Below are 25,662 nucleotides of genomic sequence, written 5' to 3'. Positions count from 1 at the left end.
CCACAGCCCCGCCCGGGGCGTCACCACCGAAGGAGAGGAGCCCATCATGGGTCTCGACGACAAGATCAAGAACGCCGCCCAGGACATCGCCGGCAAGGCGAAGGAGGCCATCGGCAAGGCGACCGACAACGACAAGCTCGAAGCCGAAGGCAAGGCCGACCAGGTCAAGGCCGAGGCGAAGAAGACGGGCGAAGACGTCAAGGACGCCTTCAAGTAAGTCGCGTGAACGCAGAGGGGGGTGCCGGGCCGGCATCCCCCTCTCGTCGTGCGTGCGTGGTTGTCGGGCGCGGTATCAGCCGTCGCGGCGCGCGCCAGCCGACGGGCTGACCGAGAAGATCGTCGGAGCCGCGTAGCCGGCATCCGCGAATGCCTTCTCGACGGCGCCGGCCACCGCGTCGACGGCACCGGTCTCGACGAGCGCGATCGCCGCGCCGCCAAAGCCGCCGCCGGTCATCCGGGCCCCGATGGCGCCCGCGCCCCGCGCCGTCTCGACGGCGAGGTCGAGCTCGGGCACGGAGATCTCGAAGTCGTCGCGCATCGAGACGTGCGAGGCGTCCAGCAGCGATCCGATCGCCCGCGGCCCCTGCTCGCGCAGGGTGCGAACGGTGTCGAGAACGCGCTGGTTCTCGGTCACGATGTGGCGCACGCGGCGGAAGGTGACGTCGTCGAGGATGCCGGCGGCGCGGTCGAGGTCGTCGACCGACAGGTCGCGCAGCATCGGGACGCCCATGAGCTGCGCGCCCTTCTCGCACGAGGCACGGCGCTCGCCGTAGCCACCCGTGGAGTGCGCGTGCTTGACGTTGGTGTCCATCACGAGCAGCGTCAGCCCCGCGGCGGCGAAGCCGAGCTCGACCTCGTCGGTCTCGAGCGAACGGCAGTCGAGGAACGTCGCGGCATCCGGCTCACCGAGCATCGAGGCCATCTGGTCCATGATGCCCGTGGGCGCTCCGACGGCCTCGTTCTCGGCGCGACGGCCGACCTGCGCGAGCGCGACGCGGTCGAGTCCGAGGCTCCACAGCTCGTTGAGCGCCGAGGCGGTGGCGCCTTCGATCGCGGCGGACGACGACAGGCCCGCGCCGACCGGCACGTTCGACGCGAACGCGAGATCGGCGCCGGTCAGCGTGGTCGGGTCTGCGCCGGCGGCCTGGATCAGTGCCCAGGCGACGCCCAGCGGGTACGCGGACCACTCGGGCACGGCGTGCTCGCCACCTGTGGTCGGGAAGATCGCGTCGAGGTCGGCGATCGCGACCTCGACCGGCACGGTGTCGAACGTCGAGATGACCCGCAGGCGCCCGTCCGTGCGGGCGGCGAGCGCGACGTGCGTGCGGTGGGGAGTGGCGAACGGGAACACGAAGCCGTCGTTGTAGTCGGTGTGCTCGCCGATGAGGTTGACGCGGCCCGGGGCCGACCATTCGCTCGTCGCGGTCGCGCCGAGGGAGGCCAGCAGGTCGCGCGCGTCGGTGCGCGGATCGGTGTCGGTCACAGGGTCACTCCTTCTACAGCCTCGCGAATACGCGCAGCCGCGGTCTCGGGCGGGATGTCGCCGATCCAGGCGCCCATGGCGGCCTCGGACCCGGCGAGGAACTTGAGCTTGTCGGCTGCGCGGCGCGGGCTCGTCAGCTGCAGGTGCAGGCGGGCGGTGTCGCGGGCGTGGCGGACCGGTGCCTGGTGCCATGCCGCGATGTACGGCGTCGGGGTCTCGTACAGTGCGTCGATCCCGCGCAGCAATCGCAGGTAGAGCGGGGCGAGCTCGTCGCGCTCGGCCTCGTTCGTCTCGGCGAAGTCGGCGACGTGCCGGTGGGGCAGGAGGTGCACCTCGATCGGCCAGCGCGCGGCGAACGGGACGAACGCCGTCCAGTGCTCGCCGCGGAGCACGACCCGGGGACCCGCCTGCTCGAACTCGAGGATGCGCTGGAACAGATCGGGAGCCGTGCGGTCGATCGAGTCGAGCAGGCGCGTCGTGCGCGGTGTGATGTACGGGTAGGCGTAGATCTGCCCGTGCGGGTGCGGCAGGGTGACGCCGATCGCCTCGCCGCGGTTCTCGAACGGGAACACCTGCTCGATGCCGGGGAGCGCGGACAGCGCGGCCGTGCGATCGGCCCACGCCTCGATGACGGTACGGGCGCGGGTGACCGTCTGGGTTCCGAAGGATCCGGCGTGCTCGGGGGAGAAGCACACGACCTCGGTGCGTCCGACGCTCGTGCGGGTGCGGCCGAGGCCCAGGTGCGCGAGGTCATCGATGCCGCGGGGCGGGTCGGATGCCGCGGGTGCGCCGCCGAACGCCTCGGCGAGGGCGGGGCCGAACGACGGCGACTTGTTCTCGAAGACGGCGACGTCGTAGCGCGACGGGATCTCGGAGGGGTTGGTCGGCGTCTGCGGGGCGAGCGGGTCGAGCTCGGCCGGGGGCAGGAAGGCGCGGTTCTGGCGCGATGCCGCGATCGAGATCCAGTCGCCCGTCAGGATGTCCTGCCGCATCGTCGCGGTCTCGGGGCGGGGGTCGAGGGTGCGGGCGTCGACGGCGCGCTCGGGGCCGAGCGTCGTGTCGGGGTCGTCGTAGTAGAGAAGCTCGCGGCCGTCGTCGAGGCGCGTGGAGCGTTTGACGACGCCCGCGCCGAGCGGCACGGCGGGAGGGGCGCTGATGTTCACGATAACACGCTACATTCCGGCCGTGATATCGTCAACACACCCCGACGAGAGGACCGGCATGCGCGTCTCGATGGCCCAGGTGGCGGCTCACGCGGGCGTCTCGGCGCAGACCGTCTCGCGTGTGGCCAACGGCAGCCCGCGCGTCGATCCCGCGACGCGGGCCCGGGTCGAGGCGTCCATGGCGACGCTCGGCTACCGCATGCATCGCGCCGCCCGGGCGCTGCGCACCGGCCAGACCCGCACGATCGGCCTCGTCGTCTCGACCCTCGCCTCGGTCGGCAATTCCCGCATGCTGCAGGCCATCGCCGACGCGGCGGCTGAGCGCGACTACGCTCTGGCCGTGGTGACGGTCGCCGGTGCGCGCGACATCGCGGAGGCGTTCGCCCAGCTGCGCGACCAGGGCGTCGACGGAGCGATCGTGCTCAACGAGGCGACGCGGCTCGCTCGCGACACCGCACCGCCCGCCGACCTCCGCCTCGTCGTCGTCGACTCGCCCCCCGACGACCGCTTCGCCATCGTGCAGACCGACCACGCGGGAGGCGCCCGACAGGCGACGCAGCACCTGCTCGAGCTGGGGCATACGACGGTGCAGCACCTCGCGGGGCCCGCAGCCTCGTTCGCGGCTCAAGAACGCGAGCGCGGGTGGCGCGAGGCGTTGATCGACGCGGATGCGGCGGTACCCGAGGTCGTCCGCGGCGACTGGACCTCACGCGGCGGTCACGCGGCCGGTGCGGCGCTCGTGGATGCCACCGCGGTGTTCGCCGCGAACGACCAGATGGCGCTCGGCCTGCTCCGTGCCTTCAGCGACGCCGGTCGCGCGGTGCCGGACGACGTCGCGGTCGTCGGATTCGACGACGTGGTGGATGCCGCGGAGTACCGGCCGCCGCTGACGACCGTCCGCCAGGACTTCGACGCCCTCGGCGCACGTGCCGTCGAGGCGCTCGTGGAGGTCATCGAGTCGGGCTCGACGGCCCCGGCGCACACCATGCCCACCGAGCTCGTCGTCCGCGCGAGCTCTGCGCTGAGGTGAAGCGCCCGCGTGAGCTCAGTTCGGCATGTGGGTCCGGTCAGACGGATGCCGCCCGGCGCGCCTCCCAGCCGGTGCGCACCAGTTCGTCGACCGAGTAGCGGTTGGCCCACTCGAGGTCGCGGGCGGCGAGCTCGCCGGTGGCGACGATGCGGTCGGGGTCGCCGGGGCGACGCGGGCCGACCCTCGGGGTGAAGTCGATGCCCGTGACGCGGGCCATCGCGTCCATGATCTCGCGGACCGACAGGCCGTTCTGCGACCCGAGGTTGTAGGCCGACTCGACGTTCTCTCCGGCCGCGAGGCGCTGGGCCGCGACGACGTGGGCGGCGGCGATGTCGGCGACGTGGACGTAGTCGCGCACGTTCGTGCCGTCTTCAGTGTCGTAGTCGTCGCCGTTGATCTGCGGGGTCTCGCCGGCGATCAGCTTCTCGAAGACGATGGGGAAGAGGTTGTGCGGGCTCGTGTCGTACACGGACGGGTCGCCCGAACCCACGACGTTGAAGTAGCGCAGCGAGGTGTGGCGCAGGGGTGCGGGGGAGCCCGCCGTCGCGACCGCCTGATCGCGCAGCAGCCACTCGCCGATGAGCTTCGACTCGCCGTAGGGCGATGCGGGGCGCTTGGGCAGGTCCTCCGTGACGAGCGGAACGTCGGGAGTGCCGTAGACGGCGGCGCTGGAGGAGAACACGATCTTGTCGACGCCCGCGGTCTCCATCGCCTCGAGCACGATCCGCGTGCCCTCGACGTTCTGCGCGTAGGTGTGCAGCGGGCGCGTCACCGAGACGCCGGCGTACTTGTAGCCGGCGACGTGGATGACGCCCTCGACGCCGTGCTCGCGCAGGGCGCCCTCGACGAGCGGGCGGTCGAGGATCGAGCCGCGGACGAACGGCACGCCCTCGGGGACGAACCCGGCGTGACCGCTCGACAGGTCGTCGAGGACGACGGGGTCGAGACCCGCCGCGGCGAGGGCGCGCACGACATGCGCGCCGATGTATCCAGCACCACCGGTGACCATCCAGCTCATGACATCCATCCTGCCCGATCGCGGCGGGGCTTCCTCGCGCTCACTCCTCGCGGTGGCCGAGGTCGGGCGCGGCGACGAACGCGGCGACGGGATCGATGACGTGCTCGAGCTCGACGACGACGATCTCGTTCGCCCCGGCACGCGTCGCGGGAGCGGGCACGTACAGGGTGCGCTGCGGGCCGTTGCGCCAGTACCGCCCGAGGAAGAAGCCGTTGACGAATGCGAAGCCCTTGCTCCAGGCATCCGTGTCGAGGAAGAGGTCGGCGGGCTCGTCGAGGTCGAACGTGCCCGCGAGACCGGTGCGTCCCGCCGTCGTCTGCTCGGAAGCGGCGGGGATGCCGGCGGCGACGGCCGCGAGGCCGACGGGCTGCGCCGACCAGCCGGTCAGCTCGCGTCCGCCGAGGGCGACGGGGCCGACGAGGCCCTTGTTCTCGCCGAGACGGACGTCGTAGTTGACGCGCCCCTGATCCTCGACGAGCACGGTCAGCCGCGACCCGCGCGGGATCGGCAGCGAGCGTTCGTGCAGCGCGCGCTGCAGGCGGCCGACGGGTGCGCCGTCGACGGCGATCCAGGCGAGGTCGCGGACCTCGGCGACGGCGAGCACGGCGCTGTCTGAATCTCCGAACGCCTCGGCGGGCAGCGCGATGTCGTAGCGCACGAGAGGGCCGAGTTGTCCGAGTTCCTCGAACGTCGGGGGAGTGACCGCTGCGCCCGCGCCGGAACCCGCCGCGGGGAGCCAGTCGCCCGTCGCCCGCAGCGGAACCGACAGCACGGGGGCCGCGGGCCGCGCGGGCGGCACCTCGTCGGGCACCGGGGCGTAGCGGGCGATGACCTCGCGGAACGCGTGGTACTTCTCGGTCGGGTGGCCCGATTCGTCGAGCGGTGCGTCGTAGTCGTACGAGGTGACGATGGGGGCGTAGCGGCCCTTGTCGTTGGCGCCGTTCGTGGTGCCGAAGTTCGTGCCGCCGTGGAGCATGTAGATGTTCACCGAGGCTCCCGCGGCGAGCAGGGCGTCGAGCTCGGCTGCCGAGGCGGCGGCATCCGTGGTGTGGTGCACCCCGCCCCACCAGTCGAACCAGCCGTCCCAGAACTCCGAGCACATCAGGGGCCCGGTCGGCTGGTGCTCCCGCAGCGTCGCGAGGCGCTCGGTGGCGCGCGAGCCGAACGATCCGGTCGTGTGCAGGTCGGGGAGCGTGCCGGCGGCGAGCATGTGCGGCTCGGGCTGGTCGACCGTGGTCAGCGGCACCGTGATGTCGCAGGCTCGGGTGAGCTCGGTGAGCGTGCGGAGGTAGTCGTGGTCGGAGCCGTAGGCGCCGTACTCGTTCTCGATCTGCACGAGCACGACGTTGCCGCCGCGGTCTATCTGGCGGGGCGCCACGATCTCGTAGACGCGCCGCAGGTAGGTGCTGACCGCCTCGACGTACTGCGGCTCGGAGCGGCGCAGGCCGATACCGGGCGTGCTCGTCAGCCACACGGGAAGTCCGCCGTTGTGCCACTCGGCGCAGATGTACGGGCCGGGGCGCACGATCGCGTGCATGCCCTCCGCCGCGATGAGGTCGAGGAAGCGCCCCAGGTCGTTCCAGCCCGTGGCATCCCATTCGCCGCGCACCGGCTCGTGGGCGTTCCAGGCGACGTAGGTCTCGATCGTGTTGAGCCCCATGAGCCGTGCCTTGCGGATGCGGTCGGCCCAGTGGTCGGGGTGGATGCGGAAGTAGTGCAGGGCTCCCGCGATGACGCGGTGCGGGCGCCCGTCGAGGAGGAAGTCGGTCTCGCCGATGCTGAAGGTCGTCACGCGGTCACTCGATTCGTTCCGGGGTTCAGGCGCACGCTCACGCGCGCCCAGGAGAGCGGGGGAAGGGTCAGGGTCACAGCGCTGTCGCTGACCTCGACGGCGAGGGATGCCGGGGCGACGGGCTGCGACGATGCGCTGTTGACGGTGTGCCGGTCGCCGCCCGCGGGGACGGTCAGCACGAGCGCCTCGGCGCGCGCGGCCGAGCGGTCGAGGTCGATCGTGACCGGCGTCTCGGCGTCGAGACCCCGATGCACGAGGAAGATCGACAGCTCGTCGCCCGCGATCGTCGCGACCGCGTCGACGGCGTCCACGTCGCCGTAGCGCGCGGTCGGGATGACGCCGGTGTCGATGACCGGGACCACGACATGGCCGGATGCCGCGGCCGCGGTCAGCTGGAACGGGAAGAAGGTGGTCTGCCGCCAGGCGGCGCCGCCCGGCTCGGTGCGGATCGGCGCGATGACGTTGACGAGCTGCGCGAGGTTCGCCATCGAGACGCGGTCGGCGCGGCGGAGCATCGTGATGAGGAGGGACCCGACGACGACGGCATCCGTCACGGTGTAGTCGTCCTCGATGAGGCGCGGAGCGACGGGCCAGTCGCCGGTGAACACCTCGGGCTTGTCCACTTCGTTCCACCGGGTCTGGTTCCAGACGTTCCACTCGTCGACGCTGATGCCGATGGGGGTCGTGATGCCGCGCTCGGCGCGCACCTCGTCGATGATGTCGGCGACCTCGCCGATGTAGGCGTCGAGGGCGGCGCCGGAAGCGAGGAAGCTCGCGGGGTCGCCCGGGGACTCTTCGTAGTAGGCGTGCACGGAGATGTGGTCGACGAGTCCCGCGGTGTGGCGGAGCACGGTGCGCTCCCACTCGCCGAAGGTCGGCATCTCGTGGTTCGAGCTGCCCGCGGCGACGAGCTCGACGTCGGGATCGATGAACCGCATGAGCCGGGCGCTCTCGGCAGCGAGGCGGCCGTACTCGTCGGCGGTCTTGTGGCCGATCTGCCAGGGGCCGTCCATCTCGTTGCCCAGGCACCAGAGCCGGATGCCGAAGGGCTCGGCGCGCCCGTTCTCGCGGCGGCGCTCCGACAGCGCGGTGCCGCCCGGGTGGTTGGCGTACTCGAGCAGATCGGCGGCCTCGGCGACGCCGCGCGTGCCGAGGTTCACGGCCTCCATGAGCTCGAGCCCGGCCTGCTCGGCCCACGCGGCGAACTCGTGCAGCCCGACCTGATTGGGCTCGGTGCTGTGCCACGCGGCATCCAGGCGCACGGGGCGCTGGTCGCGCGGGCCGACGCCGTCCTCCCACCGGTAGCCCGAGACGAAGTTGCCCCCGGGGTAGCGCACGACCGTCGCGCCCAGCTCGCGCACGAGCTCGAGGACGTCGCCGCGGAAGCCGGCGTCGTCGGCCGTGGCGTGACCCGGCTCGAAGATGCCGTCGTACACGCAGCGTCCCATGTGCTCGACGAAGGTGCCGAAGAGTCGCCGGGGTACGACAGGGCCCGGGGCGGACGTGTCGAGCGAGATGCGGGTGGGGGAGGTCATTGCTCTTCTCCTGGGGGGACATGGCGAGGGGCGGGCCGGACCGAAGCTCGATGCGACCCGCCCCTCGTCGGGCGTCACTTGTTGACGGTGAAGCCCTGGTCGTTGCCGTACTGCACGAGCTGGTCCTGCCACGTGGCGAGGCCCTCGTTCAGGTCGGACTTTGAGGCGTAGGACTGCCCGACGGTGTCGCTGAAGATGCTGTTCGCGTACACCTGGAAGGGCAGGTACTGCCAGCCCGGACGCACGTCCTTGGCCGCCTGCACGAGCACCTCGTTGATCTTCTGGCCGCCGAAGTACTCGGGCGCCTTGTTCAGGAACTCGTCCGACTCGAGCTGCGCCGTCGTCGAGGGGAAGCCGCCGCTCTCGGCGAAGATCGTCAGGCTCTCCTCGTCGTTGTTCAGCCACTTGAGGAACGCGGCGGCGAGGGCCGGGTTCTCGCTCTGCTTCGTGACCGCCTGGCCGCCGCCGCCGTTCTCGGCCGAGACCGGGGTGCCGTCGTAGGTCGGCATGGGGGCCACGCGCCAGTCGCCGGAGGCGTCGGCGACCGACGACTCGAGGTTGCCCGGCATCCAGGCCCCGATGACGAGCGTCGCGATCGAGCCGTCGCCGAGGCCCTTGAACCACTCGTCGCTCCAGCTCGGGGTGCTGGCGATCAGGTCGTCCTCGACGAGCGTGTTCCAGGTGTCGGCCCACTTCTTCGAGCCCTCGTCGGCGACGTTGATCGTCACGTCGGTGCCGTCGGCCGAGAAGGGCTGCCCGCCCGCCTGCCAGATCATGCTGGTGGCGAAGCCGGCGTCACCGGTGTCGTTCGTGATCTTCTTCGTCGGGTCGGCGGCGGTGAGCTGACGCGCGGTGGCGATGTACTCGTCCCACGTCGTCGGGACCGTCAGGCCGTACTGGTCGAAGACCGCCTTGTTGTAGAACAGCGCCATGGGGCCGGAGTCCTGCGGCAGGCCGTAGATCTTGCCGTCGAAGTCGACGGAGTTCCACGTCGAGGCGGTGTAGTCGCTCTCGAGATCGCCGAAGCCGTAGGGCGCGAGGTCGAGCAGCCCGTCGGTGAGGGCGAACTGCGGGAAGGCGTAGTACTCGATCTGCACGACGTCGGGGGCGCCCGAGCCGGCCTTGATCGCGTTCTGGAGCTTGGTGTACTCCTCGGTGTTGGTGCCCGCGTTGACGACGTTGACCTTGACCTCGGGGTACTTCTTCATGAACGCCTCGGCCTGCGCCTCGGCGGACGGGGTCCACGACCAGTAGGTGATCTCGCCGCCGGCCTGCAGGGCCGCGTCGAGGTCGTCGGGGTTGCCGCTGCCCGCGGCGGGGCCGGAGGACGAGCAGGCGGCCAGCACGAGGCCGGCGGCTGCGGTCAGGGCCACGACGGATGCGGCGCGACGCAGCGCCGATCCCTTGCGCATGGGTGTCATGGGAGTTCCTTCACTTCGTTGTTGTGGATTCGGGTCGTTGTTGATTCAGGTGGTGCGGAATACGGGGTCTGGGGGTGCGCTCACTGCTTGACGCTGCCGGCGCTCAGGCCGGACTGCCAGAAGCGCTGCAGCAGGAGGAAGGCGACGACGATGGGGATGATCGACAGCAGCGATCCGGTGATCACGAGGTTGTAGATCGGCTGGGCCGCGGCTCCCGTGGCCTGGGCGTTCCACTGGTTGAGCCCGACGGTGAGCGGGTACCAGGCGGGGTCGCTGAGCATGATGAGCGGGAGGAAGTAGTTGTTCCAGGTCGCGACGACCGCGAACAGCAGGACCGTGACGATGCCGGGCATGAGCAGCTTCGTCGAGATGGTGAAGAACGTGCGCATCTCGCTGGCGCCGTCCATGCGGGCCGCTTCGAGCAGCTCGGTGGGGACGGCGTCGCTCGCGAACACCCACATCAGGTACAGGCCGAAGGGGCTGATGAGCGAGGGGATGATGATCGCCCACGGGGTGTTGGTCAGGCCCAGCTGGCTGAACATGAGGAACGTGGGGACCGCGAGGGCGGTGCCGGGAACGGCTACGGCGCCGATGACGACGGCGAAGACCGCCTTGCGGCCGCGGAAGTTGTACTTCGCCAGGCCGTAGCCGGCCATCGTCGCGAGAACCGTCGCACCGCCTGCGCCGACGACCACGTAGAGGAGCGTGTTGCCGAGCCACCGCAGGAAGATGCCGTCGCGGTAGGTGAACGTGTCGACGATGTTGTTCCACAGGTTGAAGCTGTCGCCGAACCAGAGGCCGAAGGTCGTGAACAGGTCGCCCTGGGTCTTGGTCGCGTTGATGACCAGCCAGAACAGCGGCAGCAGCGTGTAGAGGATGAACAGGCTCATCACGACGGTGAGCACGACGGACTTCCGCCGGGCGAACGGCGTGCTGCGGGCGAGGGCGGGAGCGGTCATCGCATCTCCTGACGGGATCCGCGCAACTGGACGACGTAGGCGATGACCGCCGTGATGACGCCCATGATGATCGCGACGGTGGCGGCGTAGTTGTATTGCTGGCCGGCGAACGAGAGGTTGTACGCGTACATGTTCGGTGTGAAGAACGTCGTGATCGTGTTCGGGGCCAGGGGCTTGAGGATGTTCGGCTCGTTGAAGAGCTGGAAGCTGCCGATGATCGAGAAGATCGTGGCGATGACGATCGAGCCGCGCAGTGCCGGGATCTTGATCGAGAGGATCGTGCGCCAGGCACCGGCGCCGTCGAGGGATGCCGCCTCGTACAGCTCGCCGGGAATCGTCTTGAGCGACGAGTAGAAGATCAGCATGTTGTAGCCGACGAACTGCCACGTGACGATGTTGCCGATCGAGACCATCATCCACTCGGGCAGGAAGGGTCGCAGGACCTGTGCGCCGAGGAGGTCGTTGATGTTGCCGGCGAGACCGAACTGGTCGCCGTAGATGTAGCCCCACATGAGGACCGCGACGACGGCGGGGACGGCATAGGGCAGGAAGATGATGATCCGGTAGAAACCCGATGCGTGCAGGCGCGCGCTGTCGATCGCGAGGGCGGCGGCCAGCGCGAGCACGAGCATGATCGGCACCTGGATGAGCAGGAACAGCAGCACGCGAAGGAAGCCGTCCCACAGCTTCGGGTCGGCGAAGGCCGTGAGGTAGTTCTCGAACCCGACGAACGCGTTGCCGCCCACGATCTGCTCGCGGAAGAAGCTGAGGTAGAGCGCGTAGGCGAGGGGCGCGAGGAAGACGAGGGCGAACACCACGGCGAAGGGGCCGACGAAGAGCCATCCGCGTTGTTCGACGCTGACGCGCCGCCGCTTCCGCGCGGTGCGCACGGCGGGAGGGGGTGCCGTAGTGGTCGTCATCGTCCGTGCCTCTTCTGTGATGCAGGCGCTCGCCGATTGAGCGCGGATGTTGACGTAAACATAACTCGGGCACGCTAGCATGTCAACGTCAACATCGAGGAGGATCCGGGCATGGGTGAAGCACGAGCAGCCGCAGGCCCGGACGTGCGGCCACGGCGCCGCGAGGTGTCGATGGCCGACGTGGCCGCGATGGCCGGCGTGTCGGGGCAGACGGTGTCGCGCGTCGCGAACGGTCGCGAGAACGTCGACCCCGAGACCCGGGCTCGCGTCCAGGATGCGATGGCGCGGCTGGGGTACCGGCCCAACAGTGCGGCCCGCGCCCTGCGCTCGGGGCGCTTCCGCAGCATCGGCGTGATCATGTTCTCGCTCGCGAGCTACGGCAACACGCGCACGCTCGATGCCGTGGCATCCGTCGCCGCGGAGGCGGGGTACTCGCTCACTGTCATCACCGTGCAGTCGGCCACGCAGTCCGATGTGTCGGGCGCATTCGTGCGCTTGGCCGAGCACGCCGTCGACGGCGTCATCATCCTGATCGAGACGCACCGGCTGGGCGAGCGCGAGCTCGCGCTGCCCACGGGCCTCCCCGTCGTGGTGGTCGACTCGAGTGCCGATTATCCGTATCCCGTGGTCGACAACGACCAGGCGCTGGGTGCGCGTCTCGCGACGGAGCATCTGCTCGACCTCGGGCACCAGACGGTCAACCACATCTCCGGGCCGAGGGAGTCGTTCGCCGCGGAGCGCCGGCGGGTCGCCTGGCACGACACGCTCGTCGCGCGCGGAGCCCGGGTGCCCGAGGCGCACGTAGGGGATTGGACCGCCGAGTCGGGGTACGAGATCGGGCGGTCGCTCGCCGCCGACGACGCCGTCACTGCGGTGTTCGCCGCCAATGATCGCATGGCTCTCGGGCTGCTCCGGGCGCTGCACGAGGCCGATCGGCCCGTGCCTGCGAGTGTCAGCGTGGTCGGTTACGACGACGCCCCCGAGTCGGCGAACTTCTGGCCGCCGCTGACGACCGTGCGCCAGCACTTCGACCGCATCGGCGCGGCCGCCGTGCGCTCGCTGCTCACCGAGATCGACGGGGGAGAGGCGCCGGCCGAGCGCACGCTCGTGCCGACCGAGCTCGTCGTGCGCGCGAGCTCAGGGCCCCGCGTTTAGCCCGGGCCGGACTGCCCGGCTCGCGGGCTCGGAGAATCGCGCGTTCCTCGGGCCGTTCGCGACATTTGGTCCGACTTTCGCGTGATCGTCCGAGTTTCGTCGTGAGGAACGCGCCATTGCACCCGCGCACAGCAGTCCCTTAGGCTCGGTGTTGACGTCAACATGTTGACGTCAACATCACCCCCGCCTGAGGTCGCATCGGAGCGACCGGATAGGAATGACGATGAAGTCAGCTCGACTGTTGTCGATGACCTGTGCCGTGGCGCTCGCGGCCGGTGGCCTCACCGCCGCTGCCGCTGCGGCGCCCCCGCCGGCGCAGGCGGCCGAGCCCGCCGCCGTGCGGATCGCCCCGAATCCCGCCACCGCCTCGGAGAAGCCGTTCGAGGGATGGGGCACCAGCCTGGTCTGGTTCGCCAACGCGACCGGGAACTACCCCGCCGACGTTCGGCAGAAGCTCTTCGACGCCGTGTTCGGCGACGAGGGCCTCAACCTCAACATCGCGCGCTACAACATCGGCGGCGGCAACGCCACCGACGTCCCGCCGTACCTGCGGCCCGGCGGCGCGCTTCCCGGCTTCTGGAACCCCGACCTGCAGGCCACGGACGACGAAGGCGCGATCACCTCGACCTTCGCCGACCGAGACCGCTACCGGGATGCCTGGGACCCCGACGATCCCGATGCCTACGACTTCTCGCAGGACTCCGCGCAGCGCTGGTGGCTCGACGCACTCAAAGACAAGGTCACGCACTGGGAGGCGTTCAGCAACTCGCCGCCCTACTTCCTCACGCAGAGCGGCTACGTCTCGGGCGGGATCAACAACGCCACGAGCGAGCAACTCGCCCCGGCCGACATGGACAAGTTCGCCGGCTACCTGGTGAACGTCGTCGACGAGCTCGAGCGGGTTCACGGCATCTCGTTCGACACGATCGACCCGTTCAACGAGCCCAACACGAACTACTGGTCCACGCAGATCCCCGACGGCGCGACCTGGCCCACCGGCGGACGCCAGGAGGGCGCGCACATCGGGCCCGAGGCGCAGGATGCGATGATCGCCGCCCTCGCCGAGCGCCTCGCGCAGCCGGGGACGAGCACGGATGCCGTCATCTCCGCGATGGACGAGACCAACCCCGGCATTTTCGCCACCAACTGGAACACGTGGTCTGCGGAGGCGAAGGACCTCGTCGACCAGCTCAACGTGCACACGTACGGCACCGGCGGGCGCCAGGTCGTGCGCGACATCGCGAAGGCCGCCGACAAGCCGCTGTGGATGAGCGAGGTCGAGGGCAACTGGACCGACCGCAGCAGGGGCTTCGTCACCGACGACATCGAGAACGGCCTGGGCATGGCCCAGCACATCGTCGGCGACCTGCGTGAGCTCGAGCCGGACGCGTGGGTGTTTTGGCAGCCGGTCGAGGACCTCTACAACATGGAGAAGGTCGAGAAGCTCAACTGGGGCAGCGTCTTCATCGACTTCGACTGCAACGCCGACGGGAACTCCGAGCGCCGCCTCCGCGACGGCGACGCCGACCCCTCGTGCCAGGTGCTGACGAACGAGAAGTTCAACACCGTCCGCAACTTCACGCACTACATCACCCCCGGCGACCGGTTGATCGCGACCGACAACGCGGAGTCGACCGCGGCGATCGACGCCGACGGCGAGGGTGCCACGATCGTGCACGTCAACGCCGAGGCAGCCGATCGCATCGTCGAGATCGACCTGAGCGACTTCGGCACCGTGGCCCCCGGGGCGACCGTGACCCCCGTCGTCACGACCCAGTCGACCGCGGCGGAGCCCACCGTCAACGCGCTCCAGCAGGGGCAGCCGGTCGCCGTGGACGCGGCATCCCGGACCGCCACCCTCACGGTTCCCGCCAAGTCGGTCGTGACTTTCGTGATCGACGGCGTCTCGGGCGTCTCACCGGATGCCGCCGCCTTCCGCGACGGCGAGACGGTGCAGCTCACGGGCCTTCAGAGCGGGCTCGCCCTCGACGGCAGCTCGACCCTCGCGGTCCGCTCTCTCGCCACCACCCCCGACGCCGCCCGCGGACAGGCGTGGACGGTCCGCACGATCGCGGGGGCGGGCACCAACCGCCACCGCTTCACGCTGCAGAACGGGTCGGGCCAGTTCCTCGCATCGAGCGGCACGGCCACGGCGCTCGTGGACGCGGATCCAGCGGCAGCGGCGACCGATCCCGCACTGCAGTGGATGGCCTCCACGACGGACGGCGCGTACTACTCGGTGCTGAACGTCGCTGCTGAGCGCGTCCTCGACGTGGGCGGCGGCAGCACGACCCCCGGCGCGTCGGTGGGACTGTGGACCTCGAACGGCGGCGGGAACCAGCAGTGGCGCATCGCGAGCACGACCGTCGCGGGCACCGAGCCCGTCACGGTCGCGACCGCGGTCGGTGTCGTCCCGACGCTGCCCGCGGCCGTCGATGTGCGCTACACGGGAGGGACCGTTCGGACGGCGCCGGTGACCTGGCAGCTCGACGGGGTCGACTTCTCGCGCACCGGTTCGGTCGAGGTTCGCGGCACGGGCACCGAGCTGTTCGGCGGCTCGTTCGAAGCGACCGCCACGGTCGAGATCGGCGCGTACACCGCGACGCGGCCGGCATCGGTGACCGTACCCGCCGGAAGCGCCCTCGCCGCCGTCACGAGCCAGGCCGACACCACGGTGCAGGCCGAGCTGCGTCCCTCGGGCGCAGGCTTCTCCGTTCCGGTCGAATGGATGTGGGACGGCATCGCCGATGGCGCGTTCGCGAACCCCGGCACGGTCTCGGTGCCCGGCGTCGCGACCGGTCCGAGCGGCGAGAAGCTCGATGCTCGGCTGACCGTGATCGTCACGGCGGCGTCGGAACGCAACGTCGCTCCCGAGAGCACTCCGAGTGCGAGCTTCACCGAGAGCACGCAGTACGCGGTGGGCAACACCATCAACGGCAGCACGACCGACAAGGGATGGTCGAACTGGCGCTCTGGTGCGAAGAACCCGCAGGACACGCTGAGCTACGTCCTAGCCGAGCGCGAGACCCTCACGCGCGTCGCCGTGCAGTTCTACCGTGACGGCAGCTCGCTGAGCTGGCCCGCGACCATGCGCGTCGACCACCGCGAGAGCGGCGGCGAGTGGGTCGAGGGCGAGCTCGTCACCGTGCCGGAGCCCGCGACGGGCGCGCCGCGCGTCGAGGTGCCGGTCTCCGGCGCCGCCGACGAGGTCCGGGTCGTGATGAACGCGCGCCCCGACACGCACATGATCGTCTCGGAGGTCGAGATCTTCGCGGCCGCAGCCGCCCCGGCAGGCGTCGCCGATCTGGCGCGGCTCACCGTCGGCGATGAGCCCGTTGACGGGTTCGCGCCGGACACGCTGGAGTACACCGTCACGACGACGGGGTCGGCGTGGCCCACGCTCCACGCGCTCGCGGTCGACGACGACGCCACCGTCGTCGTGACGCAGCCCGGCGACGACCAGGCCGGTGACGCGCAGCGGATGGCGGCGGATGCCGCGGCCGCGGCGGATGACGTGATCACCAGCGTCGGGACCGTGACGGTCACGGCTCCCGATGGCGCCTCGCAGACGTACACGGTCACGGTCAGCCGGGCGGTCGGCGTCGAGACGCCCGTCGTGTCGGGGGAGCCGCGCGTCGGCTCGACCGTTCGCGCGGTGGCGGTCACCGACCCGGCGGACGCGACGCCCGCGTTCGTCTGGCTGCGGGACGGGGCCGCGATCGACGGCGCCACGGCCGACAGCTACGCGCTGACCGCTGCTGACGAAGGCCGGGAGATCTCGGTCGAGGTGACCGCGGCAGCGGCCGGCTTCATCGGTGGCAGTGCTCGCTCCGCGGCGATCGTCCCGACCGCCGCGGTCGTCGACCCGGGAACGGGCGGCGGCACCGACGGTGGCGCCGATGGCGGCGCGGGAACGCCGGGCTCGGGCTCTGGTTCGGGCGGTGCGTCGACGGGCGCGGGCGCGAACGGTACGGCCGGCTCGACCGGTGCGGGTGACCTCGCACGCACGGGCGGGGATGCCGACGGCATCGCCGCGACGCTGTTCGGCGCGCTCGCGCTGCTCGTGCTCGGCGCCGGAGCGGTCGTCGTGCGCCGACGCCGCGTCGGAGCCCGGGACGCCTGACGACGGAGCCCCTGACGACGGAGCCCCTGACGGCGGAGCCCCCGACGACGAAGGCCGTGCCGATCGATGAAACGATCGGCACGGCCTTCGTGCTGTGTCGGACGGCGGTCAGCGCACGACGACGGTGATCGGCGCGGAGCGGGTGGCCCCGGCGTCGTTGGCGAACTCGGCGACGTACTCGTAGGTGCCGGGGCTGCGACCGGCGATCGAGGTCACGGCGCGCTGCGCTGCGGGGGAGGCGACCGTCAGCTGCTGCCGGTCGATCTCCACGCCGTTCTCGAACAGCGTGTACTCCGACCCGTTCGTGCCCCACCACAGGTTCGTGGTCAGGGTGAACGCGCCGTCGCCGTCGCCGTTGTCGTGCGAGACGACGGGACGAGCCGGCGCGGCATCCGTCACCACGACGGTCGTGGGCGTCGTGGCCGTGACGCCGGCGGCGTTGACCAGCTCTCCGGTGTAGACGTATGTGCCGTTCGACCGGCCCGCGACCGCGACCGACGCGACCTGCGCCATGGGCGTGTTCGGGGCGAGCAGGCGCGTGGCGATGAGCTCGCCGTTCTCGTAGAGGCGGTACGCGCCGCCGTTCGTTCCCCACCAGAGGTTCATCGTCACGGTGAACGATCCGTCGTGCCGGCCGTCTCTCCAGCCGCTGTCGGTGTGAAGCGATGCTCGGGCGGGCGGCGCCGAGGCACCGTCGTCGCTGAACACGACGAGCCGCACCTCGGCGGTCGCCACGAGACCGTCGTGGTTGACCGCGCGCACCGTGAGGACGCGTTCCCCCGACATCCCCGCGAGCGGTATCGCGGCGTCGGGGGCGACCGGCGTGCCGTCGAGCGCGACATCGAGGGTGCGGACACCGCTCTCCGGGTCGTCGGCTGCGACCGTCAGCTGCAGCTCGCCGGTGTCGGGCAGCAGCGCGCCGTCCTCGGGCAGCCCCGAGATGACCGGGGCCGTCTCGTCCGTCGCCCCCGAGGGGTCGCCGGTCACCGCGATCGAGGGCATCGGCGCGGGAGCCATCCCGTCTCCGATGAAGAAGCTCGGGTGCGGCGGCTGGTTGTACCCGGTGTTCTGCCAGGCCACGGCGACACGGTACTGCATGTCGTGCATGAGGGTCGGGATGCGCAGCTCGGTCTCGTCCGTGGTCGAGTAGATGCGCAGCTCCGACGAATCGGCCGAGCGCCAGACGATCTCTTCGCGCCAGTCGCCGAACAGATCGGCCTGCAGGTTCGGCGTGCCCTTCGTGCCGTTGTTCGACCGGGCGCCGGTGTCGCTGAGGATGACGTTCGCGGTCTCGTTCTCGAAGTCCCACTTCGACACCGTGGGGGTGCCCTGCGATGTCGCGGCGTCCCACGTGTGGTCGACGATCTCGCGCAGCGGGTCGCCGTCGAACCAGGCGAGGAAGTTCGCCGCGGGGATCGTCTCGCCGATGCGCTCGCCGGCCGCCGTCATGAGGTGGCCCGTACGCGAGTTCCAGGCCGCGTCGCCGCCCACGGCCCAGCTCTCCGCCCCCGGATGCCGCGGATCGATGTCACCGGATGCCGCGCGGCCGGTGTCGACGGTTGCGGGGATGTCCCACAGGATCTCGCCGGTGCGGGCATCTCGGAAGGTCGCACCGCGGTTGCCCGACGCGGCCATGTTCTCGTGCGCGGCGAACACCTCGAGCCCCGGCCGGGAGGGGTCGAGATCCGAGACGTGCAGCGCGTCGCCGTGTCCGAGCCCCGTGGAGTAGAGCACGTCGCCGTCATCGTCGATCGTGGCCGATCCGAAGACGATCTCGTCCTTGCTGTCGCCGTCGACGTCGGCGACGGACATCGAGTGGTAGCCCTGGCCGTAGATCGACTCCGCGCCCTCGTCGTTCGAGTCGAGCACCCAGCGCGTCGTCAGGTGCTCGCCGTCGAAGTCGAACGCCCCGATCACCGCGCGGGTGTAGTACCCGCGGCTGAAGATCGCGCTCGGTCGCTCGCCGTCGAGGTAGGCGACCGACGCGAGGAACCGGTCGACACGGTTGCCGTAGGTGTCGCCCCACGATCCGACGTCGCCGCGCTGCGGCACGTAGTCGATCGTGTCGACGGCGGCGCCCGTGAATCCGTCGAAGACGGTCAGGAACTCGGGGCCCTGCAGCACGTAGCCCGAGCTGTTGCGATGATCGGCCCCGGCGGTGCCGATGGGTGTTCCGGCTCCGTCGATCGTGCCGTCGGCGGTACGGGTGATGAGCTCCGCCCGCCCGTCGCCGTCGAAGTCGTACACCATGAGGTCGGTGTAGTGCGCGCCGGCTCGGATGTTCACGCCGAGGTCGATGCGCCACAGGCGCTCCCCGTTCATCCGGTAGGCGTCGACGTAGACGTTTCCGGTATAGCCCGACTGCGAGTTGTCCTTCGCGTTCGAGGGGTACCACTTGACGATGAGCTCGTACTCGCCGTCGCCGTCCACGTCGCCGACGGTCGTGTCGTTCGCCGAGTAGGAGTAGGGCTGGCCGTCGCGGGTATAGGCGTCGGCAGGACGTTGCAGGGGGACCGACCGGTACGCCGCGGTCTGCACGGAGACCGGCTCCGATTCGGTGGTCTCGGTCGCTCCGTCGGCGCTCAGTCTCGTGACGAAGTAGGTCGATTCCGTCGAGCCGGTCGTGTCGACGAGGTTCGTCGTCGCGGTGATCGGCTCGTCGGTGATGCGCTCGCCGTCGCGGTACACGTGGAACACGGCGTCCGCCGGATCGGTTCCGAGCAGCCGCCACGACACGAGCACCCCGTCGTCGGTCGCGACAGCTGCGACGCCGCGGCCGAGGTACTCGGCCTGACGCTGCAGCACGGTCGGGGCGGGCGTCTCGAGCTGTTCGGATGCGGCACCCGGACCGCCCGCGCCGAGGCCCACCACGGTGTAGAAGTAGGGCACGGTCGTCAGCACGTCGGTGTCGACGAACCGCGAGACGTCGACGATGCCCACGAGGTCGCCCCGCTCGCCGGCGGTCTGCGACCGGAACACGAGCGCCGAGACGGCGCCATCCGGTGCCGACCACGACAGCTCGATCTCGCGTTTGTCGACGCGCTCGGCGGTGAGCGCGATCGGTGCCGACGGCGGTGCCGCCTCGGGATCGACGAGGCTCGTGCCGACCGTGGCGGAAGGCACCGACTCGAGACCCGTCTGGTCGACGGCGGTCACGTGGTAGCTGTAGTCGAGACCCAGGCGGGCGGTGCGGTCGGTGTAGCTCGGCTCATCCGCCGTGCCGACGAGCACCGGCGCGCCCTCGAACTCGGAGGCGCGGTAGATGTTCCAGCGCATTCCGGGCTCGGCATCCCACGTGAGGTCGATCCGCGGGGCCGCGGGATCGGCATCGACTCCCGTCACGCGCAAGCCCACGGGGCCGAGCAGGATCGGCGTGATCTCCAGTCCGTTCAGCCGGGTGCCGGCGGCCGCGCCGTAGGCCTCGATGCTCAGCTGTCCGTCGGTGACCAGGAAGGGGCCGCGCAGGACCGCCGCGACCGACGCGCGTCCCGCGTTGCCCGACCCGGCGTCCTTGCCCTCGACCCGGAAGCTCGTCCGCGACGAGCCGATCCAGTCACCGGAGTAGGTCTTGACCGAATAGGTGCCGTTCGGCACGTCGAGGGCGAAGGTCGAGCTGTCGCCCGGCAGCACGAAATCGCGCGAGAGGTCGTCGGCGCCGTCGGCTGCGCCGCGGTCGCGACCGGCGTTGGCCGGCAGGACGTTGGTGAAGCCGTAGCCGCGCTCGGCGGTGTAGCCCATCGCCGGGGTGACCTCGGTGTACCCCGCGGCGAGCGGGTTGCCGGGCAGCTGGAAGTCGAACCGGTACTGCGCCTGCTTGGTCGTGAACTCCACGGATGCCGACGGCTCGGACTCGCCGCGTCCGTTGACGGCCACGACGCGGTAGCGGAACGTCGCGCCCTCCTCGAGGCCCTGGACGATGGTGGTCGGCTGCGTGACGGTCCCGACGAGCGTCCAGGTGTCGGCGGGGTCTGCGGCTCGCTGGCGGAACACCTTGTAGATGTCGGCGGTGGGCACGGCATCCCAGCGCAGCGTCGCCCCGGCGTTGCTGATGCCTCCCGCGACGAGGTTCTGCGGGGCGGCGGGTAGCTCACCGGGCTGCTCGACGTCGACGACCTTCGCGGCGAGCGGGTCGTCGAGCGCCGCGATGCCCTGCGCGACGAGACGAGCCATCTGGATGGCTCCGTACTCCTGGAAGTGGGTGTCGTCGACGGTGCCTGCGGGGCGGTTGGGGAAGACACCGGGGTCGACGTGCAGGAACACCGCCTTCGCGGCATCCGGTCCGATCTGGTCGAGGTAGGCCCGGCTCGACGCCGACAGGTCGACCAGAGCGACATCCTCCTCGTCGGCCAGCTCGATCATCTTCTCGACGTACGCGGGGAAGCTCACGCGGAACAGCCCCGTCGCGGGGTCGAAGTCACGGCGTGCGACCGGCGTCACGAGAACCGGAGTGGCTCCGCGCTGGCGCGCCCCCTCGACGTAGACGCGAAGGTACTCCTTGTAGTCGGCGGGCGACGCGTAGCGGTCGTCGACGCCTTGCGTCGCGTCGTTGTGGCCGAACTGCACGAACAGGTAGTCGCCCGGACGGATGCCGAGGAGGACCTCGTCGAGACGCCCCTGCGTGATGAAGTTCTTCGACGAGCGTCCGCCGATGGCCCGGTTGGTCACAGCGACGTCGTCGGCGAGGAAGCGGTCGAGCATCTGACCCCACCCGGCCTGCGGTGCGTAGGCGGTGGCGTCGTAGGTCTGCACCGTCGAGTCGCCGGTCAGGTAGGTCGTCGGGATCGCGCCGGCGGGACGTTCCGCCAGCCGGGTGACGGTGAGACCCGCGAGGGATGCCGCGGTGCCGCCGACCTGCACGGTGAGCCTGCCGTCGACGAGGGCGATCGGGAACGACATCTCCAGGTACTCGCCGGCCGGCTTCGCCGTGGGCTGCACCTTCACGATGCCCTCGACGGTCAGCGAGATATCGGTCGCTGCGGCGGTGTCACCCGCGACGAGGGCGACCGAATAGTCGCCGGCGCCGAGTTCGATCTCGAACGTGCCGCCGTGAGCGGCGACGAAGTCGGAGCGCAACGGGTCGTCGCCGCCGCGGTCGACGTTCGCCGGATCGGCGGTGGGAGTCGTCGAGAAGCCGTAACCCGCGGCCGTGTCGAAGGCGGTCTCGGCCGTCACTCCGATGGCACCCGGCGCGATGGCCCCCGGGCCGAAGTCGAACGTGACGCTCTCGCCGGGATCGAGGGGGTGGAGGGCGGTGTCGTCGGCGACGGCGGGCGCCGCGCCGAGGAGAGTGACCACGAGGGCTGCAGCGGCGACCGCGGCGCCGGCGCGGACCGGTCGGTGGTGGACGGGGACGGGGGGACGGCTCGGAGCCACGGTTCCTCCTGGACAGCATCGGCGAGAAGGGCACGCCGCGCAGCCTCTCCGCCGGAGCGGGAGGATGAACGGCATCCGGGGGCGTACGGACTCGACCACGGCGCGAGACGAGCGCGCCTCCGTCATTGGAAAGCGCATTCCGCCTTGCGTGAAACGATCTAAACACGGCGGTCATCAAGACGCAATGGTCACGTGCGGCTCAGATGCCCGACCCGGCTGTCGCGGGTTGTGAGGCGCGTGACATCCGCGCTACGGTGACGCGGAAAGCGCATTCCGTCTCGACGGGCTTTCCCCGTCGTCGTCGCGATTACGGACCGTGGCGGCGACGGGCCCGATCCGGTCGTCGCGACTTTCGGAGAATCTCACGCTTCTCGGAGCTTCAGCCCGCGCGGCATCCGGTTTTCGCGCCATTCTCCGAGTTTCGCCACCGGCGCGGGCCGCTCAGGCGAGGCGCTGCCAGGGGCCGCGACGGCGCACCGCGGCGCGGAGGCTCGGAGCCGCAGCGTCGGCTCGCTGTGACTCCGCGCCGCTGGGGAGGGCGATCGTCGAGGCGGGTGACAACGCCAGCACCTCGACGGCGATCTCGCTGGTCTCGGTGGCGCCGACATCCCGCAGCGAGAGCGACCAGCGCATGCCGTCCCAGAAGCGATCGTCGACGACGCGGCCGTCGACGACGACGCGTCCGACGTCGCCCGCCCAGTCGAGGTCGAGCAGGGCGTCGGCCTCGGGGTCGAACGACGTTGCGGGCAGGCGCAGGCGGTATCGGGCGGCGCGCTCGCTGAAGGTCTCGTCCGACGGTGCGCGGTGGCGCGGCCCGCCGAAGCCGTAGTCCGCGGGCGGTGCCTGCGGCGCGCGCTCCTGTTCGACCGACACGCGTTCGCCGTCGGGCGCGGGCGCGGCTGCGCGGGCGGGGTCCGGCGCGTCCGTCACGACTGCCGCAGCCCGCCATTCGCCCGTATCCGGGTCGTAACGGTGAGCCTCTCCGGCCCCGCGCACGAGGGCGCCGTCGACGCCCCACGTCAGTTCGCCGTCGGTCAGCCACAGCTCGGGGCGGGGACCCGGCCGCACCCAGACGCGGTCGGCATCGGCGGCGGGCAGCACCACGACGTCGAGGTCGTCGAAGCCGAGGGGGCGGAAGCCCGGCGTGACGGCCCGCGGCGCCTCGTCGCCGACCGCGATCTCGACGGGGATGCCGCGATCTTCGACGAGCACGAGGGTCGGTCGCGCCGTGCCGGCGACGACCGTGAGGAGGGATGCCGTCGCCCAGGCGACGCGCGTCCGCCCGATGGCGAGCCCGACCGGCCATCGCGCGAGCGTGCCGGCGGGCACCGTGATCGGCCGGGAGGGGAAGAGCGTCTCGGTCTCGCCACGGACCACGCGCAGCTGCACGTCGGCCACGTCCGCGACCTGCTCGAACGGCTGGTGGTGCGAGATCACGACGATGCCCTCGTCGGCCGTCGAGCGGAGGGCCCATCGGAGGGTGGTGCGGTCGTCGAGCGACGTGGCGCGGACATCGGGGAGGGACGACGACATGGCCGACAGGCGGGCGCCGAACGCGGAGAGGAAGGCGTGCTGCGCGCGCAGCAGCGGCGCCGATTCGGCCAGGTCGCCCGACTGCCCGATGGGAGCGTGGAAGTCATATCCGAACTCGGGCATGTCGTTCGGATATCCGGTGTCGATCGTCTCCTGCAGGTCGGGGCCGGGGTTACGACCGCCGACGAACATGTAGTACCCCTGCCACGCGGAGCCGTTGCCGATCTTCACGTGGGCGAGAGCGGCGACGTCGCGCCCGGCCAGGACCGGGCGCCGGTGGTACGCCGTGGCCATGCCCCCGCCGAGCTCGCATGTGGCCGGCGGGAAGCCGTGCAGATCGGCCGTCGCGCTCGCCGCGGCGAAGCCCTGGCTGGCGCGCACGTCAGCGCCCACGCCCGGGTCGTCCCAGTCGTGCGACGGGAAGTAGTGCGCGCGGAAGGTCGGATCCCACGGGGCTGCGGGGTCGACCCAGAAGCCGTCGGCATAGCCGCCGAACACCGGCATCACCTCGCCGTCGGGGAGCATCGCCCCACCCCATGCCGTCGCGGTCCACAGGGGCGCCGACATACCCGCCTCGCGGGCGAGTCGCTTGAGCGTGACGAGATGCTCGGGGCGGTCGTAGAGCTCGTTCTCGAGCTGGATGCCGATGACCGGTCCGCCCGGCCGTGCGCGGCCGTCGAGGGCAGTCGCGAGCTGACCGAACCACTCGCGCACGAGTTCGAGATAGGCGGGGTCGTCGCTCCGGTGGGCGACCGGCAGCTCCTGCACCCAGTCGGGGAAGCCGCCGTTGCGCGACTCGCCGTGCGCCCAGGGGCCGATCCGGAGCATGACGTCGAGTCCGGCCGCGGCGGCGTCGTCGACGAACGCGCCGAGGTCGAGGTGCCCGTCGAAGCGGGGGCGCCCGCGCTCGGAGACGTGGTGGTTCCAGAAGGCGTAGGTCGAGGCGACCGAGACGCCGGCGGCGCGCAGCTGTCGCATCCGCTCGGGCCAGCGGTGCCGCGGCAGCCTGCTGTAGTGCACTTCGCCTGACACCGGCACCCAGCCCTCGCCGTGACGGTAAAGGGCGCGATCGGTGACCGAGATGCCGCGGGCGCGCTCGTGAGGAGCGGGCAGCGGCGCGGGCCGCTCGGGGTGGGGCCAGGCGACGTGCTGGACGGTCAGCGGCTCGGTCACGGGCTCGCTCACCGCGCCCCGACGACCGCGTTGTCGAGCTCGTCGACGTCGACGCCCGGACGCAGGGCGCGGTTGGTCAGCAGCACCCACGCGATGCCGGCGCCCGGGTGGACCCAGAACTCCGTCCCCGCCCAGCCGCCGTGGCCGTACGTGTCGCGGTCGATCAGCCCGGGGGCCCGGGTGCGCAGGTTCCAGGCGAGACCCCAGTCCTGGCCGCGCTCGGCGGGATAGGGCTCGAGCCGCGGGATGTCGCCGGTCAGGGGGCGCCGCATCATCGCGAGCGTCGCGGGCGCGAGGATGCCGTCGCGGGCACCGTCGTGGATCCGCAGGAGCTCGGTCCCGAGGGCGAGCAGGTCGCGCGCCCGGCCGGCGAGGCCCGCGCCGGGATTGCGCTGCGCGGCGAAGGCCGCCATATCGGCGCCCGCGGCGGCGGCATCCGCGATCGGCGTCGTGCCGTCGAGGTCGACCGACAGGCCGTCGGCGCCGATGCTCGACGCCCAGCCGGCGACGTCGTCGTGCCATGCGTGGCCGCTCGCGCTCTCGACGAGCGCCGCGACGCCCTCGAAGGCGAGCGTGGAGTATCGCGAGACGGTCCCGGCGGCGAAGTCGCGGCCGCGCGTGAGGAGCTCGGTGCGCAGCGGCACCCGGGTGTCGAGCGGCGGTTCGCTGATGCCGCTCGTGTGGCTCACGAGGTGCGAGAGCCGCACGATGTCGTCCCGGTCGCGGCCGAACTCCGGGAGCGCGCGCGTCAGCGGTGTCTGCAGGGTCAGCTCGCCGCGCTCGATGGCGCGCGCGGCGGAGATGCCCAGCAGTGGCTTCGTGATCGAGAAGAGCGCGTACCGGTCGTCGACATCGGCGGCGACGGCGTCGAGGGCGAGGATGCCGCGTGCGTCCGCGATGCCGACGACGGCGGATGGCAGACGGCCGTCTCCCACGTGCCGGCGGGCCCAGTCGAACGCGGCGGTGAAGCTCGAGGTCATCGCG

Annotated in this window: 15 protein-coding genes; 4 read left to right on the top strand and 11 right to left on the bottom strand. The window is 71.1% G+C overall.

What is annotated here, in order from left to right; genetic code table 11:
* The first annotated feature begins 46 nt into the window (after nucleotides 1-46).
* Nucleotides 47-217: a CsbD family protein gene (locus MTS1_RS16270; protein ID WP_023952533.1), complete on the top strand. Its 171-nt coding sequence runs from the start codon at nucleotides 47-49 to the stop codon at nucleotides 215-217.
* Nucleotides 218-292: 75 nt separating this feature from the next.
* Here MTS1_RS16270 and galK read toward each other — a convergent pair whose 3' ends face one another.
* Together galK and galT are read right to left on the bottom strand one after the other, a co-directional pair.
* Nucleotides 293-1,483 (bottom strand): galactokinase, encoded by a 1,191-nt coding sequence (galK, locus tag MTS1_RS06675; protein ID WP_023952531.1) that lies wholly within the window; start codon nucleotides 1,481-1,483, stop codon nucleotides 293-295.
* Nucleotides 1,480-2,640: a galactose-1-phosphate uridylyltransferase gene (gene galT, locus MTS1_RS06670; protein WP_036305144.1), complete on the bottom strand. Its 1,161-nt coding sequence runs from the start codon at nucleotides 2,638-2,640 to the stop codon at nucleotides 1,480-1,482. The genes galK and galT overlap by 4 nt, the downstream gene beginning before the upstream one ends.
* Before the next feature lie 64 nt (nucleotides 2,641-2,704).
* On the opposite strand from galT, the gene MTS1_RS06665 reads away from it, so the two are divergent.
* On the top strand, nucleotides 2,705-3,676 hold the full coding sequence (locus MTS1_RS06665; protein WP_023952527.1) for a LacI family DNA-binding transcriptional regulator: 972 nt from the start codon (nucleotides 2,705-2,707) through the stop codon (nucleotides 3,674-3,676).
* A gap of 37 nt (nucleotides 3,677-3,713) precedes the next feature.
* Here the strand turns inward: MTS1_RS06665 and galE are convergent, their stop codons facing one another.
* The 6 genes from galE to MTS1_RS06635 all read right to left on the bottom strand — a co-directional run bounded on the left by galE (nucleotide 3,714) and on the right by MTS1_RS06635 (nucleotide 11,321).
* Entirely contained in the window at nucleotides 3,714-4,694 is a 981-nt protein-coding gene (galE, locus tag MTS1_RS06660) for a UDP-glucose 4-epimerase GalE (protein WP_023952526.1), read from the bottom strand.
* Between the two features lie 40 nt (nucleotides 4,695-4,734).
* Complete coding sequence (locus tag MTS1_RS06655; protein WP_023952524.1) at nucleotides 4,735-6,486, bottom strand: beta-galactosidase family protein; 1,752 nt, start codon at nucleotides 6,484-6,486, stop codon at nucleotides 4,735-4,737.
* The gene (locus MTS1_RS06650) at nucleotides 6,483-8,021 is read right to left on the bottom strand and encodes an alpha-N-arabinofuranosidase (RefSeq protein ID WP_023952522.1); all 1,539 of its coding nucleotides are present in this window, start codon (nucleotides 8,019-8,021) and stop codon (nucleotides 6,483-6,485) included. Before MTS1_RS06650 ends, MTS1_RS06655 begins: the two co-directional genes overlap by 4 nt.
* Before the next feature lie 74 nt (nucleotides 8,022-8,095).
* Nucleotides 8,096-9,433 carry an extracellular solute-binding protein gene (locus tag MTS1_RS06645; RefSeq protein WP_036304682.1) on the bottom strand — a complete coding sequence of 446 codons (1,338 nt, stop codon included), beginning with the start codon at nucleotides 9,431-9,433 and terminating at the stop codon, nucleotides 8,096-8,098.
* Between the two features lie 89 nt (nucleotides 9,434-9,522).
* On the bottom strand, nucleotides 9,523-10,401 hold the full coding sequence (locus MTS1_RS06640) for a carbohydrate ABC transporter permease (protein WP_023952518.1): 879 nt from the start codon (nucleotides 10,399-10,401) through the stop codon (nucleotides 9,523-9,525).
* Nucleotides 10,398-11,321, bottom strand: coding sequence for a carbohydrate ABC transporter permease (locus MTS1_RS06635; protein ID WP_023952517.1), 924 nt, complete (start codon nucleotides 11,319-11,321; stop codon nucleotides 10,398-10,400). The genes MTS1_RS06640 and MTS1_RS06635 overlap by 4 nt, the downstream gene beginning before the upstream one ends.
* A 111-nt stretch (nucleotides 11,322-11,432) precedes the next feature.
* Between MTS1_RS06635 and MTS1_RS06630 the strand changes: the two genes are divergently transcribed.
* Both MTS1_RS06630 and MTS1_RS16265 read left to right on the top strand, forming a co-directional pair.
* Nucleotides 11,433-12,476, top strand: coding sequence for a LacI family DNA-binding transcriptional regulator (locus tag MTS1_RS06630; RefSeq protein ID WP_036304681.1), 1,044 nt, complete (start codon nucleotides 11,433-11,435; stop codon nucleotides 12,474-12,476).
* 223 nt (nucleotides 12,477-12,699) lie between these two features.
* Nucleotides 12,700-16,599 carry an RICIN domain-containing protein gene (locus MTS1_RS16265; protein ID WP_023952515.1) on the top strand — a complete coding sequence of 1,300 codons (3,900 nt, stop codon included), beginning with the start codon at nucleotides 12,700-12,702 and terminating at the stop codon, nucleotides 16,597-16,599.
* A 108-nt stretch (nucleotides 16,600-16,707) separates the two neighbouring features.
* Here MTS1_RS16265 and MTS1_RS16915 read toward each other — a convergent pair whose 3' ends face one another.
* The 3 genes from MTS1_RS16915 to MTS1_RS06610 form a co-directional block, all read right to left on the bottom strand.
* A complete protein-coding gene (locus MTS1_RS16915) occupies nucleotides 16,708-21,972 on the bottom strand; it encodes an SGNH/GDSL hydrolase family protein (RefSeq protein ID WP_023952514.1) in 5,265 nt (1,754 codons plus the stop codon).
* A 441-nt stretch (nucleotides 21,973-22,413) separates the two neighbouring features.
* The gene (locus MTS1_RS06615) at nucleotides 22,414-24,690 is read right to left on the bottom strand and encodes a beta-galactosidase (RefSeq protein ID WP_036304680.1); all 2,277 of its coding nucleotides are present in this window, start codon (nucleotides 24,688-24,690) and stop codon (nucleotides 22,414-22,416) included.
* Nucleotides 24,687-25,658 carry a serine hydrolase gene (locus tag MTS1_RS06610; protein ID WP_023952513.1) on the bottom strand — a complete coding sequence of 324 codons (972 nt, stop codon included), beginning with the start codon at nucleotides 25,656-25,658 and terminating at the stop codon, nucleotides 24,687-24,689. The genes MTS1_RS06615 and MTS1_RS06610 overlap by 4 nt, the downstream gene beginning before the upstream one ends.
* Nucleotides 25,659-25,662: the final 4 nt, after the last annotated feature.

Origin of the sequence: Microbacterium sp. TS-1 (assembly GCF_000509385.1) — a bacterium.
GTDB classification, from domain to species: domain Bacteria; phylum Actinomycetota; class Actinomycetes; order Actinomycetales; family Microbacteriaceae; genus Microbacterium; species Microbacterium arborescens.
This window is presented reverse-complemented; position numbering and strand designations above follow the sequence as displayed.

What these genes read in the sequence shown, in the direction of transcription:
- MTS1_RS06640 (WP_023952518.1), bottom strand. Translation starts at nt 10,401, where the DNA reads ATGACCGCTCCCGCCCTCGCCCGCAGCACGCCGTTCGCCCGGCGGAAG.
- MTS1_RS16265 (WP_023952515.1), top strand. Translation starts at nt 12,700, where the DNA reads ATGAAGTCAGCTCGACTGTTGTCGATGACCTGTGCCGTGGCGCTCGCG.
- MTS1_RS06665 (WP_023952527.1), top strand. Translation starts at nt 2,705, where the DNA reads ATGCGCGTCTCGATGGCCCAGGTGGCGGCTCACGCGGGCGTCTCGGCG.
- MTS1_RS06635 (WP_023952517.1), bottom strand. Translation starts at nt 11,321, where the DNA reads ATGACGACCACTACGGCACCCCCTCCCGCCGTGCGCACCGCGCGGAAG.
- MTS1_RS06645 (WP_036304682.1), bottom strand. Translation starts at nt 9,433, where the DNA reads ATGCGCAAGGGATCGGCGCTGCGTCGCGCCGCATCCGTCGTGGCCCTG.
- MTS1_RS16270 (WP_023952533.1), top strand. Translation starts at nt 47, where the DNA reads ATGGGTCTCGACGACAAGATCAAGAACGCCGCCCAGGACATCGCCGGC.
- galE (WP_023952526.1), bottom strand. Translation starts at nt 4,694, where the DNA reads ATGAGCTGGATGGTCACCGGTGGTGCTGGATACATCGGCGCGCATGTC.
- MTS1_RS06650 (WP_023952522.1), bottom strand. Translation starts at nt 8,021, where the DNA reads ATGACCTCCCCCACCCGCATCTCGCTCGACACGTCCGCCCCGGGCCCT.
- MTS1_RS06610 (WP_023952513.1), bottom strand. Translation starts at nt 25,658, where the DNA reads ATGACCTCGAGCTTCACCGCCGCGTTCGACTGGGCCCGCCGGCACGTG.
- MTS1_RS06630 (WP_036304681.1), top strand. Translation starts at nt 11,433, where the DNA reads ATGGGTGAAGCACGAGCAGCCGCAGGCCCGGACGTGCGGCCACGGCGC.